At 57.0% G+C, this 17,767-nt stretch carries 12 protein-coding genes, 2 tRNA genes and 3 rRNA genes; 3 read left to right on the top strand and 14 right to left on the bottom strand.

Annotated features, from left to right (window positions below):
- Window positions 1-71: 71 nt before the first annotated feature.
- The gene (locus tag GSR16_RS02800) at window positions 72-638 is read right to left on the bottom strand and encodes an RNA pyrophosphohydrolase (protein ID WP_159875041.1); all 567 of its coding nucleotides are present in this window, start codon (window positions 636-638) and stop codon (window positions 72-74) included.
- 398 nt (window positions 639-1,036) lie between these two features.
- On the opposite strand from GSR16_RS02800, the gene GSR16_RS02795 reads away from it, so the two are divergent.
- The 3 genes from GSR16_RS02795 (at window position 1,037) to pssA (ending at window position 5,139) form a co-directional block, all read left to right on the top strand.
- On the top strand, window positions 1,037-2,365 hold the full coding sequence (locus GSR16_RS02795) for a glutamine synthetase family protein (protein ID WP_240902586.1): 1,329 nt from the start codon (window positions 1,037-1,039) through the stop codon (window positions 2,363-2,365).
- Window positions 2,366-2,375: 10 nt separating this feature from the next.
- A complete protein-coding gene (locus tag GSR16_RS02790; RefSeq protein ID WP_159875040.1) occupies window positions 2,376-3,692 on the top strand; it encodes an NAD(P)/FAD-dependent oxidoreductase in 1,317 nt (438 codons plus the stop codon).
- 106 nt (window positions 3,693-3,798) lie between these two features.
- Window positions 3,799-5,139 carry a CDP-diacylglycerol--serine O-phosphatidyltransferase gene (gene pssA, locus GSR16_RS02785; protein WP_159875039.1) on the top strand — a complete coding sequence of 447 codons (1,341 nt, stop codon included), beginning with the start codon at window positions 3,799-3,801 and terminating at the stop codon, window positions 5,137-5,139.
- 187 nt (window positions 5,140-5,326) lie between these two features.
- On the opposite strand, the gene rrf is transcribed toward pssA, so the two are convergent.
- From rrf to GSR16_RS02720, 13 genes are all read right to left on the bottom strand, one after another.
- Window positions 5,327-5,441, bottom strand: a 5S ribosomal RNA gene (rrf, locus tag GSR16_RS02780).
- 229 nt (window positions 5,442-5,670) lie between these two features.
- Window positions 5,671-8,560: ribosomal RNA gene (locus GSR16_RS02775) — 23S ribosomal RNA — on the bottom strand.
- A gap of 277 nt (window positions 8,561-8,837) precedes the next feature.
- A tRNA-Ala gene (locus tag GSR16_RS02770) sits at window positions 8,838-8,913 on the bottom strand.
- Window positions 8,914-8,917: 4 nt separating this feature from the next.
- A tRNA-Ile gene (locus GSR16_RS02765) sits at window positions 8,918-8,994 on the bottom strand.
- Window positions 8,995-9,058: 64 nt separating this feature from the next.
- Window positions 9,059-10,594 (bottom strand): 16S ribosomal RNA (locus GSR16_RS02760).
- Together the 16S, 23S and 5S rRNA genes with 2 tRNA genes alongside form the textbook arrangement of a ribosomal RNA operon.
- Window positions 10,595-11,062: 468 nt before the next feature.
- Window positions 11,063-11,425 (bottom strand): thioredoxin, encoded by a 363-nt coding sequence (gene trxA / locus GSR16_RS02755; protein ID WP_159875038.1) that lies wholly within the window; start codon window positions 11,423-11,425, stop codon window positions 11,063-11,065.
- 153 nt (window positions 11,426-11,578) lie between these two features.
- Entirely contained in the window at window positions 11,579-11,926 is a 348-nt protein-coding gene (locus GSR16_RS02750) for a 5-carboxymethyl-2-hydroxymuconate Delta-isomerase (protein WP_159875037.1), read from the bottom strand.
- A 1-nt stretch (window position 11,927) separates the two neighbouring features.
- Window positions 11,928-12,878 (bottom strand): class I SAM-dependent methyltransferase, encoded by a 951-nt coding sequence (locus tag GSR16_RS02745; RefSeq protein ID WP_159875036.1) that lies wholly within the window; start codon window positions 12,876-12,878, stop codon window positions 11,928-11,930.
- 117 nt (window positions 12,879-12,995) lie between these two features.
- The gene (gene coaD, locus GSR16_RS02740) at window positions 12,996-13,520 is read right to left on the bottom strand and encodes a pantetheine-phosphate adenylyltransferase (protein ID WP_159875035.1); all 525 of its coding nucleotides are present in this window, start codon (window positions 13,518-13,520) and stop codon (window positions 12,996-12,998) included.
- A gap of 179 nt (window positions 13,521-13,699) precedes the next feature.
- The gene (locus GSR16_RS02735; protein WP_159880713.1) at window positions 13,700-14,671 is read right to left on the bottom strand and encodes a peptide ABC transporter ATP-binding protein; all 972 of its coding nucleotides are present in this window, start codon (window positions 14,669-14,671) and stop codon (window positions 13,700-13,702) included.
- Window positions 14,671-15,642, bottom strand: a complete 972-nt coding sequence (locus GSR16_RS02730) for an ABC transporter ATP-binding protein (RefSeq protein WP_062790234.1) — start codon at window positions 15,640-15,642, stop codon at window positions 14,671-14,673. The genes GSR16_RS02735 and GSR16_RS02730 overlap by 1 nt, the downstream gene beginning before the upstream one ends.
- A 10-nt stretch (window positions 15,643-15,652) precedes the next feature.
- Window positions 15,653-16,576, bottom strand: a complete 924-nt coding sequence (locus GSR16_RS02725) for an ABC transporter permease subunit (protein WP_240902585.1) — start codon at window positions 16,574-16,576, stop codon at window positions 15,653-15,655.
- A 17-nt stretch (window positions 16,577-16,593) separates the two neighbouring features.
- Entirely contained in the window at window positions 16,594-17,622 is a 1,029-nt protein-coding gene (locus GSR16_RS02720; RefSeq protein ID WP_159875034.1) for an ABC transporter permease subunit, read from the bottom strand.
- Between the last annotated feature and the right edge of the window lie 145 nt (window positions 17,623-17,767).

The raw sequence follows: 17,767 nt of genomic DNA, 5'->3' as shown, positions 1-17,767 counted from the left end.
CTGGTCATGATGCTCAAACGGCAGCCCAGGGCCGCCGCTTGCTTGATGGGTGAGGCAAACCGCAAGGCGGTTCAGTGATCCTGCTGCTGGTCCGGCAAGCCTTCGGCTACCGGAGCCGTCCTGGCCGGCTGCCTCATGCGCTGCAGGAAGCTGTCGTAGTTTTCCAGCCCCTTGAGAAAGCGCGACAGCTCGGTCAGCGCGCGGATATACACGTCGCGCTTGAATTCGATTACCGCATCCACCGGTGCCCAGTAATCGTTCCAGCGCCAGCCGTCGAATTCCGGATGCGTGCTGGCCCGCAGGCAGACATCGCAGTCGCGCCCGGTCAGCCGCAGCAGAAACCAGATCTGCTTCTGCCCCTTATAGCTGCCGCGCCATTCGCGGCGCACCCAGTTGCTGGGCACCTCATAGCGCAGCCAGTCACGGGTACGCCCCACGATCTTGACATGTTGCGGCAACAGCCCGACTTCCTCCAGAAGCTCGCGGTACATCGCCGCTTCCGGGCTCTCACCCGGCTTGATGCCTCCTTGCGGAAATTGCCAGGAATGCTCGCGCACCCGCTTGCCCCAGAACACCTCATTTTTGCCGTTGATGAGGATGATTCCGACATTGGGGCGATATCCGTCCCGGTCCAGCATGAAAAAAACCTGCAAATCGTCTAGTTGACCGAATTTTTGCACATTTCGACAGCTCTTGCCATGTGCCTGACGTGGCTGAACAACAGCAATTCCACCACAGACTGCCATCTGCGCCATGAAAAAAATTGACGTCCCATGCCAAAGGCGTTTAAAAATCCGGCACAGCACCCTGCTTATCTCACCCGGAAGGCCCTGTTTTTCATGCAAGCACGTCGCAACCCGCTCACATCCCCCCCCCTGCCTGCGGCAGCGGTGGTGCTGTGCGCATGGGCAGACTCGACAGCCTTGTCACTGGGCTTTTTCATCCAGCCATTCACTGCAGTCGGTCACCGCTAGCGTTTTGCCGTTTCACCCGCCCATGGGGCGGCTTTCGACAATTCAACGCCCAAGGACCATCCATGCTGAACCCTGCAGACTGGCTGCAACATCACGGCATTCGCACCGTCGAATGCCTGTTTTCCGATATCACCGGTACCGCGCGTGGCAAGATCCTGCCGGCATCAAGCGTACTTAACGGCAGCGAACTGCGTTTTTCACAGGTCGGGCTGGTACAAAGTGTCAGCGGCGACTGCCTGCAGCAACTGGTGCCAGAGTTGGACCCGGACATGCTGCTGCAAGCCGACCCCACCACCCTGCGCCGCCTTCCTTTCAGCCGGGAACCAGCGGCCATGCTGATTCACGACTGCCTGCATGAAGATGGCAGCCTGGTAGAGTTTTCACCGCGCAATGTGCTGCACCGTGTACTCTCCCGCTATGCCGAGCTGGGCCTCAAGCCTGTTGTCGCACCAGAAATGGAGTTCTATCTGTTTGCCCGGCGTCAGCAGCTGGATGCGGCACCACAGGCACCAGCCAGCTATGGCAAAGCCGGTGACAGCCTGCGTCAGCCCTATGCACTGGATAGATTGCACGATCTGGAGCCAGTACTGGACGACATCCGCCATGGCTGCCAGTTGCTGGGCATCGGTGCAGATACACTGCTGCAGGAAGTAGGCTGCGGTCAGTTGGAAATCAATCTGCAACATGGCGATGCCATTGCACTGGCCGACCAGGCTTTCCTGTTCAAGCGCATGGTGCGTGAAGCCGCCGCCCGGCATGATCTGGAAGCCTGCTTCATGGCCAAACCGCTGGCGGATGATGCCGGCAGCGCCATGCACATTCACCAGAGCCTGGTGGATGCGGATACCGGCCGTAATGCCTTCTCACTGGACAACGGCCAGCCGGCACCGCGCTTTGCCCACTATATTGCCGGCCTGCAGCACTACCTGCCGGACGCCCTGCTGCTGCTGGCCCCTTATGTCAATTCCTATCGCCGCCTGGCGCCGTTCACGGCAGCACCCATCAATGTGGAATGGGGCTTTGACAACCGCACCTGCGGCCTACGCATCCCGCAAGCTGGTCCACAGGCACGCCGGGTGGAAAACCGTCTGCCAGGCGTGGATGCCAACCCTTATCTGGCCATGGCCACCACCCTGGCCTGCGGTTTGCTTGGCATGCAACAAGAATTACCGGCAACGCAACCACTGGATTGCAGTGCCTATGGTCGACCCTATGCCTTTGCCCGCACCCAGCTGGAAGCTGTGGAAAGGCTGGCTAATAATCAGGCACTTGCCACCCTGCTGGGGCCGCAGTTTGTCTCTACCTATTGTCAGCTCAAGCTGAGTGAATGGCAGGAATTCAACCACCAGGTCACCCCCTGGGAATATCGCCACTTGCTTGGCCAGGCATGAAAGAGGCGTCATGAATCGCGAACACGCACCACACCTATCCCAGTTTGATGGCCACCATGTCAATTCCTGGTATGCGGCCACCGCACCGTCACGCGAGCGTTATCCGGTGCTGGGAGAGGTGGTACGTTGCGATGTGTGCGTGGTGGGGGCTGGCCTCACCGGCCTGTCTACCGCTCTGGTACTGGCTGAAAAGGGGCTGTCCGTTGCCTTGCTGGAGGGGGCGCTGGTCGGCTTTGGTGCCACCGGCCGTAATGGCGGACAAATCCTGCACGGCTTTGCCGCACCGCTGACGCGCTTCGAGCAACAACTGGGCAGTCGGGCGGCACGGCAGTGCTGGGAGGCCTCGCTGGAGGGCGTATCGCTGATTGCCAATCGCATTCACCAGCATCAGATCGACTGCGAACTGCGCTGGGGTTTTCTCACCACCGCCAGTAATCACCACCAGCAGCAACAGCTGCGCAAGCAACAAGCCATGCTGGAAACCTGTGGCTATCATGATTCGCAGTGGCTGGAAGGCAGTACACTGGCAGGGCAAATCAATTCCCCACGCTATACCGCGGCGCTGTATGACAATGGCTGTGGCCACCTCCACCCGCTGAAATATGCACAAGGGCTGGCACGGGCCGCATCCCGCGCAGGCGTCAGGCTGTTTGAACACAGCCCGGTCACTTCCATCGATGAAGACCGACTGGGCTTGCAGATCGGCACACCCAATGGCTGGGTCAGGGCCGACAAGATGGTACTGGCCTGCAATGTCGATATCGGTGCGCTGCAACCGCAACTGCGGCGCAGCATTCTGCCGGTGGAGTCACACATCATTGCCACGGCACCACTCACGGCAGAGCAGGCAGCCAGTCTGCTGCCAGAAGGCGCTGCAGTGTGTAGCAGCGACAAGCTGCTGGACTACTTCCGCCTGACACCGGATCACCGCCTGCTGTTTGGCGGCAGATCAAGCCGGCCATACGCAGAACGGCAATCCCTGATTACCGAACGACATACCCGCATGGCCAGCATTTTTCCCAGCCTGCGCAACAGCAGGATTGACTATGCATGGAGCGGCCATGTAGACGTTGGCCCGGCGCGACTACCGCAAATTGGCCGCCAGGGGCAACGTGTCTACCATGCCCAGGGCTTTGCCGGGCATGGACTGGCATTCACCGGCATTGCCGGGCAGATGATCGCTGAGGCCATCGCGGGGGATCTGGGCCGCTTCGACATCTTCAACAAGCTGTATGCCCACCCCTTCCCCCTGCCAGCATCGCTGGAGGAAAGCCTCATCCGGCTAGGCTCCATGTATTACCGTCTGCGAGACACGCTAGGCTTCTAGGCAATATGCACGTACTTGAGCTGAAACAGCTTGCGGACGTCAGCATCCCCCAAAAGCAGAAAACGATGCTAGGATGCCCCGATCAACCGTTTTACGCGTGATTCACATGGTATTTCTACTTCCCCGGCCATCTCTGGAGCGTTTGCCACGTTTTGCACTGACGGCCAGCGATTTCAGCTCCTTGCAATCCGCCGCCGACTTTCGCCAGGCGCTGCTAGCCGCACTGGCGGCAGCCAAGCAGCGCATTTATATCGCGGCGCTGTATCTGGAACAGGACGAGGCAGGACAAGACGTGCTGGCAGCCATCTTTGCCGCCAAACAGCGCAATCCAGCACTGGATGTACGCATTCTGGTCGACTGGCATCGAGCCCAACGGGGCCGAATTGGCGAGAGCAAAACTAATTGCAATGCCACATGGTATCGCGAGCAAGCCAGCCTGCACGCGGTGGAAGTACCCATCTACGGCGTTCCCACCCAGACACGGGAACTGTTTGGCGTGCTGCATCTGAAGGGCTTCATCATTGATGACCTGGTCATCTACAGCGGTGCCAGCCTGAACAACGTCTACCTGCACAAGCAGGACAAATACCGCTTCGACCGCTATCACCTGATTCGTAATACCGCGCTGGCAGAGTGCATGGCCAGCTTCATGCTGCAAAACATCTGCAATGACGAGGCGGTGTTCCGGCTGGACAAACCGGTTCCCGGTACCCGCAGCATCCGCAAGGAAATCCGCGCCTTTCGCAATCAGCTGGAAAAGGCCCATTATCCACTGCCACGGCAGCAGACCTGCCAGCAGGGCATGGGTGTCACCCCCATCGTCGGGCTGGGCAAGGGCAATCCGCTGAATCAGCTCATCCTGCAACTGATCGGCCATGCCCAGCACCGGCTGGTGATCTGCACGCCTTACTTCAACTTCCCCATGGCCGTGCTGCGCGCCATCAACCGAGCCCTGCGCCGTGGCGTGGAGGTCACCATCATCGTGGGCGACAAGACTGCCAACGATTTTTTCATCCCCGAATCAGAGCCCTTCAAGCTGATTGGTACCCTGCCCTATCTGTACGAAATGAACCTGCGCCGCTTCGCCAAGCGCCGCCAGGCACAAATCGAAAACGGCAAGCTCAATCTGTGCCTGTGGAAAGATGAAGATAACAGCTACCACCTCAAAGGCATGTGGTGTGATGCACAGCACATCCTGCTTACCGGTAACAACATGAATCCAAGGGCCTTCCGGCTCGATCTGGAAAATGCCCTGCTGATTCACGACCCGGAACAGCAGCTACAATCCCAAAGCCATGCCGAGCAGCAGCACATCCTGCAACACTGCACCCGTATCAACCACTACCGCCAGCTGGAAAGCGTGCGCAACTATCCGCTCAAGGTACGCACCATCCTTACCAGACTGAGCCGGGTCCGCATCGATCGCATGCTGAACCTGATGCTTTAGCCTACGCAGCACCTAAACAAACCGCTCAAACGACAAAGCCACCGCATGCGGTGGCTTTGTATTTGCTGCGCCCCATCCACGCCCCCGTCACCGCTGCAGCGGAGCAAGGACTTGTGGTCAGGCAAGTTAAATGGTGGCGCAGAATGCACAAAGCCCAGCTCGATTGAGCTGGGCTTCTGTATGGGGAGTCTGGCGGTGTCCTACTTTCACATGGCGAATGCCACACTATCATCGGCGCTAAGGCGTTTCACGGTCCTGTTCGGGATGGGAAGGCGTGGGACCACCTCGCTATGGCCACCAGACATAAACTGTCAACAAACTTGAAGAAGCCTTGTGGGGAGTAGAGAGTCGGGAGTAGAGAGTTGTCTCTGCCCGCTCTTGTCCTGCTCTCCGTTTCGGGGGTAGTTCGTCAGTTGCAGGGGTTTACTCCCCACTCCCACCTCTCTACTCCCGCCTTAATTAGTCTTGGATCTTTGATCGCGTCGCACATGCACTATCCGTCAGCCCGGTTTCCCAAGCCACTCAAATGATAGGATCAAGCCTCACGAGCAATTAGTATCGGTTAGCTTAACGCCTCACAGCGCTTCCACACCCGACCTATCAACGTCCTGGTCTCGAACGACTCTTCAGGAGGGTCTAGCCCTCAGGGAAGTCTCATCTTCAGGCGAGTTTCGCGCTTAGATGCTTTCAGCGCTTATCTCTTCCGAACTTAGCTACCCGGCAATGCCACTGGCGTGACAACCGGTACACCAGAGGTTCGTCCACTCCGGTCCTCTCGTACTAGGAGCAGCCCCCGTCAAACTTCCAACGCCCACTGCAGATAGGGACCAAACTGTCTCACGACGTTTTGAACCCAGCTCACGTACCACTTTAAATGGCGAACAGCCATACCCTTGGGACCGGCTACAGCCCCAGGATGTGATGAGCCGACATCGAGGTGCCAAACACCGCCGTCGATGTGAACTCTTGGGCGGTATCAGCCTGTTATCCCCGGAGTACCTTTTATCCGTTGAGCGATGGCCCTTCCATTCAGAACCACCGGATCACTATGTCCTGCTTTCGCACCTGCTCGACTTGTCGGTCTCGCAGTTAAGCTACCTTTTGCCATTGCACTATCAGCACGATTTCCGACCGTACCTAGGTAACCTTCGAACTCCTCCGTTACACTTTGGGAGGAGACCGCCCCAGTCAAACTGCCTACCATGCACTGTCCCCGATCCGGATAACGGACCAAGGTTAGAACCTCAAAGGGGTCAGGGTGGTATTTCAAGGTCGGCTCCACCAGAACTAGCGTCCTGGCTTCAAAGCCTCCCACCTATCCTACACAAACCACTTCAAAGTCCAATGCAAAGCTACAGTAAAGGTTCACGGGGTCTTTCCGTCTAGCAGCGGGGAGATTGCATCTTCACAAACACTTCAACTTCGCTGAGTCTCAGGAGGAGACAGTGTGGCCATCGTTACGCCATTCGTGCGGGTCGGAACTTACCCGACAAGGAATTTCGCTACCTTAGGACCGTTATAGTTACGGCCGCCGTTTACTGGGGCTTCGATCAAGAGCTTGCACCCCATCACTTAACCTTCCAGCACCGGGCAGGCGTCACACCCTATACGTCCACTTTCGTGTTGGCAGAGTGCTGTGTTTTTGATAAACAGTCGCAGCCACCGATTCTCTGCGACCTCTCCAAGCTCCATCCGCAAGGGATTTCACCTAAAGAGGCATACCTTCTCCCGAAGTTACGGTATCAATTTGCCGAGTTCCTTCTCCTGAGTTCTCTCAAGCGCCTTAGAATTCTCATCCTGCCCACCTGTGTCGGTTTGCGGTACGGTTCTTGTGTAGCTGAAGCTTAGTGGCTTTTCCTGGAAGCGTGGTATCAGTCACTTCAGGTCCGTAGACCCTCGTTATCACTTCTCGGTGTTGAATGAAAGGGCGGATTTGCCTACCCTAACCACCTACCAGCTTGAACGACCTATTCCAACAGGCCGCTGACCTAACCTTCTCCGTCCCCACATCGCACTACACAAAAGTACGGGAATTTTAACCCGTTTCCCATCGACTACGCTTTTCAGCCTCGCCTTAGGGGCCGACTCACCCTACGCCGATGAACGTTGCGTAGGAAACCTTGGGCTTTCGGCGAGCGGGCTTTTCACCCGCTTTATCGCTACTCATGTCAGCATTCGCACTTCTGATATCTCCAGCATCCCTTTCGAGACACCTTCACAGACCTACAGAACGCTCCCCTACCATCTGCACTTACGTGCAAATCCGCAGCTTCGGTTATCAGTTTGAGCCCCGTTACATCTTCCGCGCAGGACGACTCGACCAGTGAGCTATTACGCTTTCTTTAAATGATGGCTGCTTCTAAGCCAACATCCTGGCTGTCTGGGCCTTCCCACTTCGTTTACCACTTAACTGATCATTTGGGACCTTAGCTGGCGGTCTGGGTTGTTTCCCTCTTGACGATGGACGTTAGCACCCACCGTCTGTCTCCCATGCTCGCACTTTCCGGTATTCAGAGTTTGCCATGGTTTGGTAAATCGCAATGACCCCCTAGCCATAACAGTGCTTTACCCCCGGAAGTGATACATGAGGCACTACCTAAATAGTTTTCGGGGAGAACCAGCTATCTCCGAGTTTGTTTAGCCTTTCACCCCTATCCACAGCTCATCCCCTAGTTTTGCAACACTAGTGGGTTCGGACCTCCAGTGCGTGTTACCGCACCTTCATCCTGGCCATGGATAGATCACTCGGTTTCGGGTCTACGCCCAGCAACTAAAGCGCCCTATTCGGACTCGGTTTCCCTACGCCTCCCCTATGCGGTTAAGCTTGCTACTGAACGTAAGTCGCTGACCCATTATACAAAAGGTACGCAGTCACCCCTTGCGAGGCTCCCACTGTTTGTATGCATCCGGTTTCAGGTTCTATTTCACTCCCCTCCCGGGGTTCTTTTCGCCTTTCCCTCACGGTACTGGTTCACTATCGGTCGATCACGAGTATTTAGCCTTGGAGGATGGTCCCCCCATCTTCAAACAGGATTTCGCGTGTCCCGCCCTACTTTTCGTATGCTTAGTACCAAGAATGAAATTTCGTGTACGGGGCTATCACCCACTATGGCGGCAGTTTCCAATGCCTTCCACTATCTCAATCTCTATCACATACAGGCTATTCCGCGTTCGCTCGCCACTACTGACGGAATCTCGGTTGATTTCTTTTCCTCGAGTTACTTAGATGTTTCAGTTCACTCGGTTCGCTTCCACAGACCTATGTATTCAGTCTGGGATACCCTTGCGGGTGGGTTTCCCCATTCGGATATCGCGGGATCAAAGCTCTATTGCCAGCTCCCCCGCGCTTTTCGCAGGCTTACACGTCCTTCATCGCCTGTGATCGCCAAGGCATCCACCAGATGCACTTAGTCGCTTGACCCTATCATTTCAGTAACCTAGATTACCAATCCGACAGAATTGTGTTTGTGCGACATGTCACACCGCCCCTTTTGATATGGCGACATGACATTAGATACAATCAAATTCCCAAGATGACGATTTGTCCTGCATGCAGAGTTAACTCCATGCATTTCATTTCGCCGTCTAATTAATTCGGCTTCTTCAGTTTGTTAAAGATCGGGCATTGTAAAAACAACGCAAACAGAAATTCACGCAGCAATAAAATGCTGTGTGCGCTTTTGTTTGCACTGTAAGAATGGTGGAGGATGACGGGATCGAACCGACGACCCCCTGCTTGCAAAGCAGGTGCTCTCCCAACTGAGCTAATCCCCCAAACTGGTGGGTCTGGTAGGACTCGAACCTACGACCCCTGCGTTATCAACACAGTGCTCTAACCAGCTGAGCTACAAACCCAGTTACTACCCTTAAATCATGAATAACCGATAGGCTGTGAGTACTTGACAATCGCCTTCTCTAGAAAGGAGGTGATCCAGCCGCAGGTTCCCCTACGGCTACCTTGTTACGACTTCACCCCAGTCATGAATCCCACCGTGGTAAGCGGCCTCCTTACGGTTAGCCTACCCACTTCTGGTGAAACTCACTCCCATGGTGTGACGGGCGGTGTGTACAAGACCCGGGAACGTATTCACCGCAGCATGCTGATCTGCGATTACTAGCGATTCCGACTTCACGCACTCGAGTTGCAGAGTGCGATCCGGACTACGATCGGTTTTATGAGATTGGCTCCACCTCGCGGCTTGGCTACCCTCTGTACCGACCATTGTATGACGTGTGAAGCCCTGGTCATAAGGGCCATGAGGACTTGACGTCATCCCCACCTTCCTCCGGTTTGTCACCGGCAGTCCCATTAGAGTGCTCAACTAAATGGTAGCAACTAATGGCAAGGGTTGCGCTCGTTGCGGGACTTAACCCAACATCTCACGACACGAGCTGACGACAGCCATGCAGCACCTGTGTTACGGCTCCCTTTCGGGCACCAAGCCATCTCTGGCAAGTTCCGTACATGTCAAGACCAGGTAAGGTTTTTCGCGTTGCATCGAATTAATCCACATCATCCACCGCTTGTGCGGGTCCCCGTCAATTCCTTTGAGTTTTAACCTTGCGGCCGTACTCCCCAGGCGGTCAACTTCTCGCGTTAGCTACGCTACCAAGGATTCAAACCCCCAACAGCTAGTTGACATCGTTTAGGGCGTGGACTACCAGGGTATCTAATCCTGTTTGCTCCCCACGCTTTCGTGCATGAGCGTCAGTGTCATCCCAGGGGGCTGCCTTCGCCATCGGTATTCCTCCGCATCTCTACGCATTTCACTGCTACACGCGGAATTCTACCCCCCTCTGACGCACTCTAGCCGTGCAGTCTCCAATGCAGTTCCCAGGTTGAGCCCGGGGCTTTCACATCAGACTTACACAACCGCCTGCGCACGCTTTACGCCCAGTAATTCCGATTAACGCTTGCACCCTACGTATTACCGCGGCTGCTGGCACGTAGTTAGCCGGTGCTTATTCTTCAGGTACTGTCATCCCCCAAGGGTATTAACCTTAGGGATTTCCTCCCTGACAAAAGTCCTTTACAACCCGAAGGCCTTCTTCAGACACGCGGCATGGCTGGATCAGGCTTGCGCCCATTGTCCAAAATTCCCCACTGCTGCCTCCCGTAGGAGTCTGGGCCGTGTCTCAGTCCCAGTGTGGCGGATCATCCTCTCAGACCCGCTACTGATCGATGCCTTGGTGAGCCTTTACCTCACCAACTAGCTAATCAGACGTCGGCCGCTCGAATAGCGCAAGGTCTTGCGATCCCCTGCTTTCCTTCTCAAAGCGTATGCGGTATTAGCTATCCTTTCGGATAGTTATCCCCCACTACTCGGCACGTTCCGACGCATTACTCACCCGTTCGCCACTCGTCAGCGGAGCAAGCTCCCTGTTACCGTTCGACTTGCATGTGTAAAGCATGCCGCCAGCGTTCAATCTGAGCCAGGATCAAACTCTTCAGTTCAATCTCATAGCAAATTTTCTGGCACGCAAGATCAAAGAAAATAACAAGTATTTCTTGTCTTGCAGTGCAAGTATTTGGCTTTCGCCAAGCACTCACACCTATCGGTTATTCTGTTTTTTAAAGAGCGGTGCAGGTCGCTGCGTTTCGTTTCCGTCGCTGCGTTGTCTGCTGAGGAGGCGAACTATACCGCCACGCCCACCCCTCGTCAACACTTTGTGCGAAGAAATCTGCACGATTTGCTGAAATCCCGGCCAAGAGCGCGCTAAGTCACTGAACGGTAATACTTTATGAAATGCGGGTTTCATGACTGTTTTGCTGCGCACGCACAGGCAGCGGCGCACTGGCGTCCATCCTGACGCTGACCCACGGGGGAAACTGGCGCAAAAAGCTGGTTTCGCCACCGACACCGGCAGCAAAAAGCCCGGCTGGGCCGGGCTTTTTGTCGGAAACATATATCGGCGACTGCAATCACTCATCCTGCGCGGCGATATCCGCCTTGACCTTTTCCATGTCCAGATCGCGCAGCGCCTTGATCAGTTCTTCAAACTGGGCCGGCATCATGGCACCAGCCTGGTTGAAGACGATGATGCCGTCCTTGAGTGCCATCAGTGTGGGAATGGAGCGGATCTGGAAATGGCCAGCCAGTTCTTGTTCTTCTTCGGTATTGATTTTGCCAAACACGATGTCGGGATGCTTGAGCGCAGCGGCGTCAAAGGTGGGGCCAAACATCTTGCACGGACCACACCATTCGGCCCAGAAATCCAGAATGACGATGCCGCCCTTGTCGACGGTCTCATTGAAACTGCTGCCGGTGATATTGATGGTGGCCATGCTGCGCTCCTTGCCGGTAACCGGCATATATAGATAGGTGGTAGCAGCAAGATGGGATGCGTAGTGGCTTTTACAAGAGCAGCGCGCCGGTTTGCCGCTGCTTCAGACAGAAAAAAGGCCCACGGTCGTGAGCCTTTTGTTCTGCCTGCGGCATTACAGCCAGCATTTGCGGTAGCTGTCGCGTTCCATCTGACAGACTTCCACGCAAAGCTGGGTGCCGGTGGGACCTTGAATCTGTTGTTGCAAGACGGGTAGCAGGCTGTCGGAGAGTTGCTGGCGGGTGGGTAAGTCCCGACCGCTCAGGATATGGAGTTGCAGGTGCACGAACGGGGCGCTACCCGGTGTGGTGCCAGTGAGCCAGTCTTGCAACAGGATGGCCCGGCTTTTGATGTCCTCTGCCTGAAACTGGCCGCTGGCCAATAATGCCTGATTGATGGCCAGCAAGGTGGCGGGGATATCCAGCTGCAGCCCGCTGCTGTATTGCATGATGACTTGCGGCATGTCAGCTGGCTTTCTTTTTCAGTTGGTAACACTGGTGGATCTTGCGGTTGCGGAAGTCTTCCGGCACGGACTGCCCGCTGATGTCACGGATGTGATAGTCCTCGGCCAGGCGTTCGTCCAGCACGAAGCTGCGCAGATTATTGGAGAAGTACAAGGTACCGCCCGGTGCCAGCAGCGCCATGGCGTAGTCGATGAGCCAGACGTGGTCGCGCTGGACGTCCAGGATATCCAGCATTTTCTTGGAATTGGAGAAGGTGGGCGGGTCCATCACGATGAGGTCGAACTGCTTGCCCTCGTCCACTGCTTGCTCCAGATACTGGAATACATCGGCACGCACCAGTTGATGGCGGGCCAGGTCCAGTCCGTTCAGCTCGAAATTGCGGCGCGACCAGTCCTGATAGGTATTGGACATGTCTACCGTTTCGGAACTGACTGCACCACCAGCTCCTGCGTAGACGGTAAAGCTGCCGGTATAGGCAAACAGATTGAGAAATCGCTTGCCGGCGGCTTCTTCACGCACGCGTTTGCGGGTGTTGCGGTGATCAAGAAACAAGCCGGTGTCCAGATAGGCATCCAGATTGACGATGAAGCGCTGGCCAAACTCCTGCACGATGAAATCATCACCCAGCTTGCCCACTTTTTCGTACTGGCTGACGCCCTTCTGACGACGGCGGCTTTTCAGGGTGATGGCGGATTCATCGCGTCCGGTGACAGCGGCGATGGCAACCATGATAGCGGCAATCCATTGCTGATAGACCTCGTCTTCCATTTCCCAGCCGGTGTCGTACTCCTGCAAATGCACGCGGTCGCCGTACAGGTCTACCGCCAGCGGAAACTGCGGTACGTCCTTGTCGTAGACACGCCAGGCATCCAGCCCCTGACGGGAGGCCCACTTGGCGTAGTGCTTGTAGTTTTTCTGCAGCCGGTTGGCAAAGGCGGAGACATCGACCATATCATTCCTTGGCGACAGCAGCCGGTGTGGCACTGCCGGGTAATTCATTCGGACAAAAACAAAACGCGCGCCAGCATAAGCGACCGGCGCGCGCATCAGCAAGTCCCGCCTGACCGCCTATTCCGGCTGGTACATGGCGATCAGCTTGCGATAGACCGGCTCGGGCAGATACTGGCGAATCATGTTCTGCCAGCCACGCGGGCCGACCAGGCCCTTGACCATGGTGGAGGACACCTCGGCATATTCCCGCGGTGGCAGCAGGAAGATGGTGGTGATGTCCGGGTGCAGGTCGGAGTTGATGTAACGCATGGTGCGTTCGTATTCGTAGTCGCTGGCGGTGCGAATACCGCGAATGATGTAGTTGGCACCAATGCTCTGGGCGTAGTTCACCAAAAACTGGTTTTCGAATACATCCACCCGCAGCTTGCTGAAGCCACGTGTGACGGCTCGCAGCATGTCCACGCGCTCGTCCACACTGAAGGTACAGTGTTTCTCCGGGTTCACGCCGACTGCCACGATGAGTTCGTCGAACAGCTCTACGGCTTCGCGAATCATCCACAAGTGACCGTTGGTGACCGGGTCGAAACTTCCGGCATACACGGCTCTTTTCACTTCTCGTTTTCCTTTGGATGTGTGTGCCATGGCGACTGTATCGTGCAGTAGTGGGAGGGTAAAGGCATTTTTGTTGCAGTGCGCCAAAAATGCGGCATAACAGTAGGGTTTTGCGTCATTTACATCATGATTGCAGAACATTCTGGTGCAAGAAGCAAGAAAGGCCGACGCGAAGCCGGCCTTTGCAACACAAGATGCACCGGAATGGTTCAGCTATTAATGCTCTCTGCGTGATGGCAGGCAATCATGCGCTCGTCCAGCGCACGCAATTCCGGCACTTCCTGCTGGCAACGTTCATTGGCAAACGGGCAGCGTTTGTGGAAGGTGCAGCCGGACGGCGGATTGAGCGGGCTGGGCAACTCGCCGTGGATCTTGATCTTGATGCGCCTGTCTTCCGGGTGAATGGAAGGCGTGGCGGACAATAGCGCCTGGGTATAAGGATGCAGCGGCCGGGAATAAATCTTTTCCTTGGCCCCCACCTCCACCGCACGTCCCAGATACATCACCATCAACTCGTCCGCCACATGTTCCACCACCGCCAGATTGTGCGAGATGAACACATAGGCGGTGTTGAACTCTTCCTGCAAATCCATGAACAGATTGAGCACCTGCGCCTGGATGGAAACGTCCAGCGCCGAAGTCGGCTCGTCTGCCACCACGATCTTGGGGTTGAGCATCATGGCGCGGGCAATGGCGATACGCTGGCGCTGGCCACCGGAGAACATGTGCGGGTAGCGGTAGTAATGTTCGGGACGCAGACCGACCCGGGCCATCATGGCGCGTACGCGCTCTTCGCGCTCGCTGGCCGACAGGCTGGTATTGATGTCCAGCGGCTCGCCCAGCTGGGTGCCAATTTTCTGGCGCGGGTTGAGCGAGGCGTAGGGGTTCTGAAACACCATCTGCACCTTGGTGCGCATGGCTTTCAGCTCGGCCTTGCCGGCCGTGGCGGCATCCTGCCCGTCCAGCAGCAGCGAACCGGAAGTCGGTGCCTCAATCAGCGTCAGCTGGCGCGCCAGCGTGGACTTGCCACAGCCGGATTCGCCCACTACCGCCAAAGTTTTGCCGGCCTGCAATTCAAAAGACACGCCGTTCAGCGCCTTGACCTGGGCTGTCGGCTTGAGAAAACCCTGGGCCACATCGTAATAACGGGTGAGGTCCCGTGCCTGCAATACGGTACTCATCATGCCTCCTTGGCCGTAATCGGGTAGTGGCAGCGTACAACGCCACCGTCAATGGCGGTCAGGCCCGGTCGCTGGGCCTTGCACTTGTCCTGAACATAGGGACAGCGCGGAGACAACAGGCAGCCGCTTGGCCGGTCGTACTGCCCCGGCACGATGCCAGGCAGGGTGGAAAGGCGATGCGCGCCCTTGCTGTGTTCAGGGATGGACTTGAGCAGCGCCTCGGTATACGGATGGGTGGGAGTGCGGAAGATGCCCGGCACCTTGGCCATCTCGGCCACTTGCCCGGCATACATCACCGCCACCTTGTGCGCCACTTCGGCCACCACGGCCAGGTCATGGGTAATCATGATCAGCGCCATGTTCTGGCTTTTCTGCAGATTGACCAGCAAGTCCATGATTTGCGCCTGGATGGTTACGTCCAGGGCGGTGGTGGGCTCGTCGGCAATCAGCAGCTTGGGATTACAGGCAATGGCCATGGCAATCACCACGCGCTGGCTCATGCCGCCGGACAACTGGTGCGGGTAGGCATTCAGCCGGCTGGCCGCTGCCGGGATTTCCACCATTTCCATCAGTTCCAGCGCGCGCTGCTTCAGTGCGGCACCACGCAGGCCCTGGTGGATCTTCAGTACTTCCATGATCTGGTAACCCACGGTGTAGCTGGGGTTGAGCGAGGTCATCGGGTCCTGGAAGATCATGGCGATATCCTTGCCGACAATCTTGCGACGCTCGCGCGCCGAGATGGTGAGCAGATTCTTGCCATCAAATTGCAGGGTGTCCGCCACAATGCGGCCCTGTCCTTCCAGCAGGCCCATCATGGCCATCATGGTGACTGACTTGCCCGAACCGGATTCGCCGACGATGCCAACGATTTCGCCCTGATTGACGCTCAGGTCCAGTCCTTCCACTGCGCGGAAGGGATTTTTTTCCGAACCGAACTCCACCGAGAGGTTCTTGATTTCCAGCAGACTCATACTTCCCTCCTCAGGCGGCGCGCTTCAGTTTCGGGTCCAGCGCATCGCGCAGGCCGTCACCCATCAGGTTGATGGCCAGTACCGACAGCAAAATGGTAAGACCAGGCAGCGACACCACCCACCAGGCACGTTCGATGTAATCACGGGCCGAGGCCAGCATGGTGCCCCACTCCGGTGTGGGCGGTTGTACGCCCAGCCCCAGGAAACCCAGTGCGGCGATTTCCAGAATGGCGGAGGAGAAGCTCATGGTGGCGTGCACAATCAGCGGTGCCATGCAGTTGGGCAGCACGGTGTTGAACATCAGACGGAACAGACCGGCACCGGACACGCGCGAAGCGGTGACATAGTCGCGGTTCAGTTCGGTCATGGCCGAAGCACGGGTCAGGCGCACATAGGCAGGCAGGGACACCGTGGCAATGGCGATCATGGCATTCATCAGGCCCGGCCCCAGGATGGCCATGATGGCCACCGCCAGCAGCAAGGACGGCAAGGCCATCATGATGTCCATGACGCGCATGATCACCCCGCCCAGCACCTTGGGGAAGAAGGCCGCCAGCAGACCCAGCACCACACCGGGCAGCATAGCCAGCAGCACCGAGCACAGGCCGATGAACAGCGACAGGCGTGCGCCATAAATCAGACGCGACAGGATGTCACGGCCCAGTTCATCCGTCCCCAGCAGGAAGGCAGTGGAGCCGCCATCCAGCCAGGCCGGCGGTGTCAGCAGGTGGTCGCGGTATTGCTCGATGGGGCTGTAGGGTGCCACCAGCGGGGCCAGCACGGCGCACAGCACCACGATGGTCATGAAGATCAGGCCGGCAACCGCGCCCTTGTTATAAGAAAAGCCCTGCCAGAATTCCTTGAACGGCGAAGGATAGCTCAGTGCCGCATCTTCGGCGGGCACCGCAGCGTTCTGCATGTTTGCATTAGTCATGACGATACCTGCAAGCGTTATTTGGCGTGACGGATGCGCGGATTGGCAACACCGTACAGAATGTCCACGATGAAGTTGGTGATGATCACCAGTGTGGCCACGATCAGGATGCCGTTTTGCACCACCGGGTAGTCGCGGCGGCTGATGGCGTCGATCAGCCACTTGCCGATACCGGGCCAGGAGAAGATGGTTTCGGTCAGCACCGCGCCACCCATCAGCGTACCCACTTGCAGGCCGATCACGGTCAGTACCGGAATCAGCGCATTGCGCAGGGTGTGCACAAAGATCACCCGCACCGGCGACAGGCCCTTGGCCCGTGCGGTACGCACATAGTCTTCACGCAGCACTTCCAGCATGGAGGAACGGGTCATCCGCGCAATCACCGCCAGCGGGATGGTGCCCAGCACGATGGCCGGCAGGATCAGGTGCATCAGCGCGTCCTTGAAGGCACCGGCATTGGCCGACGGATCGGCCGCTTCGGCCAGCCAGGTGTCGATCAGCATGAAACCGGTGCGCGGCGTGATGTCAAAAGCCAGGTCCAGCCGGCCGGAAACCGGCGTCCAGCCCAGCTTGACCGAGAAGAACATGATGAGGATCAGACCCCACCAGAAAATCGGCATGGAAAAACCGGTGAGCGAAATGCCCATCACGCCATGGTCGAAAATGGAGCCACGCTTGATGGCGGCAATCACGCCAGCCAACAGGCCGAACACCACAGCAAAAGCCATGGCAGCCAGCGCCAGTTCCAGCGTGGCGGGGAACAGGGTCTTGAATTCGGCCCATACGCTGGTCTTGGTGACCAGCGATTCGCCCAGATTGCCATGCAGCAAATTGCTGATGTAATCGACATACTGCGCGTACAGCGGCTTGTCCAGACCCAGGCGGTGCATGGCATCCGCATGCATTTGCGGGTCCAGCGTGCGCTCACCCACCATGACTTCCACCGGATCGCCCGGAATCATGCGGATAAGGCCGAAGGTAAGCAAGGTAATGCCGAAGAACGTGGGAATCAGCAAACCCAGCCTGCGGAAAATGAAAGACAACATACGTACTTCTCCCGTGCATCCGGCCTGCTTACAGCATGGCAGACGGACGCCGTTATTTCAGACCCAGATCATGGATGGGAATGTCATGGAAACGATAAGGAGAAACAAGCCGGAGAACAGCGCAGGAAAACGGGAGTAAGGTGTC

This window comes from Aquitalea denitrificans (assembly GCF_009856625.1).
Taxonomy (GTDB): domain Bacteria; phylum Pseudomonadota; class Gammaproteobacteria; order Burkholderiales; family Chromobacteriaceae; genus Aquitalea; species Aquitalea denitrificans.
Note: the sequence above shows the minus strand (reverse complement) of the source record. Positions and strands in the feature narration are given on the sequence as shown.

What these genes read in the sequence shown, in the direction of transcription:
- GSR16_RS02800 (WP_159875041.1), bottom strand. Translation starts at nt 638, where the DNA reads ATGCTGGACCGGGACGGATATCGCCCCAATGTCGGAATCATCCTCATC.
- GSR16_RS02795 (WP_240902586.1), top strand. Translation starts at nt 1,037, where the DNA reads ATGCTGAACCCTGCAGACTGGCTGCAACATCACGGCATTCGCACCGTC.
- GSR16_RS02790 (WP_159875040.1), top strand. Translation starts at nt 2,376, where the DNA reads ATGAATCGCGAACACGCACCACACCTATCCCAGTTTGATGGCCACCAT.
- pssA (WP_159875039.1), top strand. Translation starts at nt 3,799, where the DNA reads ATGGTATTTCTACTTCCCCGGCCATCTCTGGAGCGTTTGCCACGTTTT.
- trxA (WP_159875038.1), bottom strand. Translation starts at nt 11,425, where the DNA reads ATGGCCACCATCAATATCACCGGCAGCAGTTTCAATGAGACCGTCGAC.
- GSR16_RS02750 (WP_159875037.1), bottom strand. Translation starts at nt 11,926, where the DNA reads ATGCCGCAAGTCATCATGCAATACAGCAGCGGGCTGCAGCTGGATATC.
- GSR16_RS02745 (WP_159875036.1), bottom strand. Translation starts at nt 12,878, where the DNA reads ATGGTCGATGTCTCCGCCTTTGCCAACCGGCTGCAGAAAAACTACAAG.
- coaD (WP_159875035.1), bottom strand. Translation starts at nt 13,520, where the DNA reads ATGGCACACACATCCAAAGGAAAACGAGAAGTGAAAAGAGCCGTGTAT.
- GSR16_RS02735 (WP_159880713.1), bottom strand. Translation starts at nt 14,671, where the DNA reads ATGAGTACCGTATTGCAGGCACGGGACCTCACCCGTTATTACGATGTG.
- GSR16_RS02730 (WP_062790234.1), bottom strand. Translation starts at nt 15,642, where the DNA reads ATGAGTCTGCTGGAAATCAAGAACCTCTCGGTGGAGTTCGGTTCGGAA.
- GSR16_RS02725 (WP_240902585.1), bottom strand. Translation starts at nt 16,576, where the DNA reads ATGACTAATGCAAACATGCAGAACGCTGCGGTGCCCGCCGAAGATGCG.
- GSR16_RS02720 (WP_159875034.1), bottom strand. Translation starts at nt 17,622, where the DNA reads ATGTTGTCTTTCATTTTCCGCAGGCTGGGTTTGCTGATTCCCACGTTC.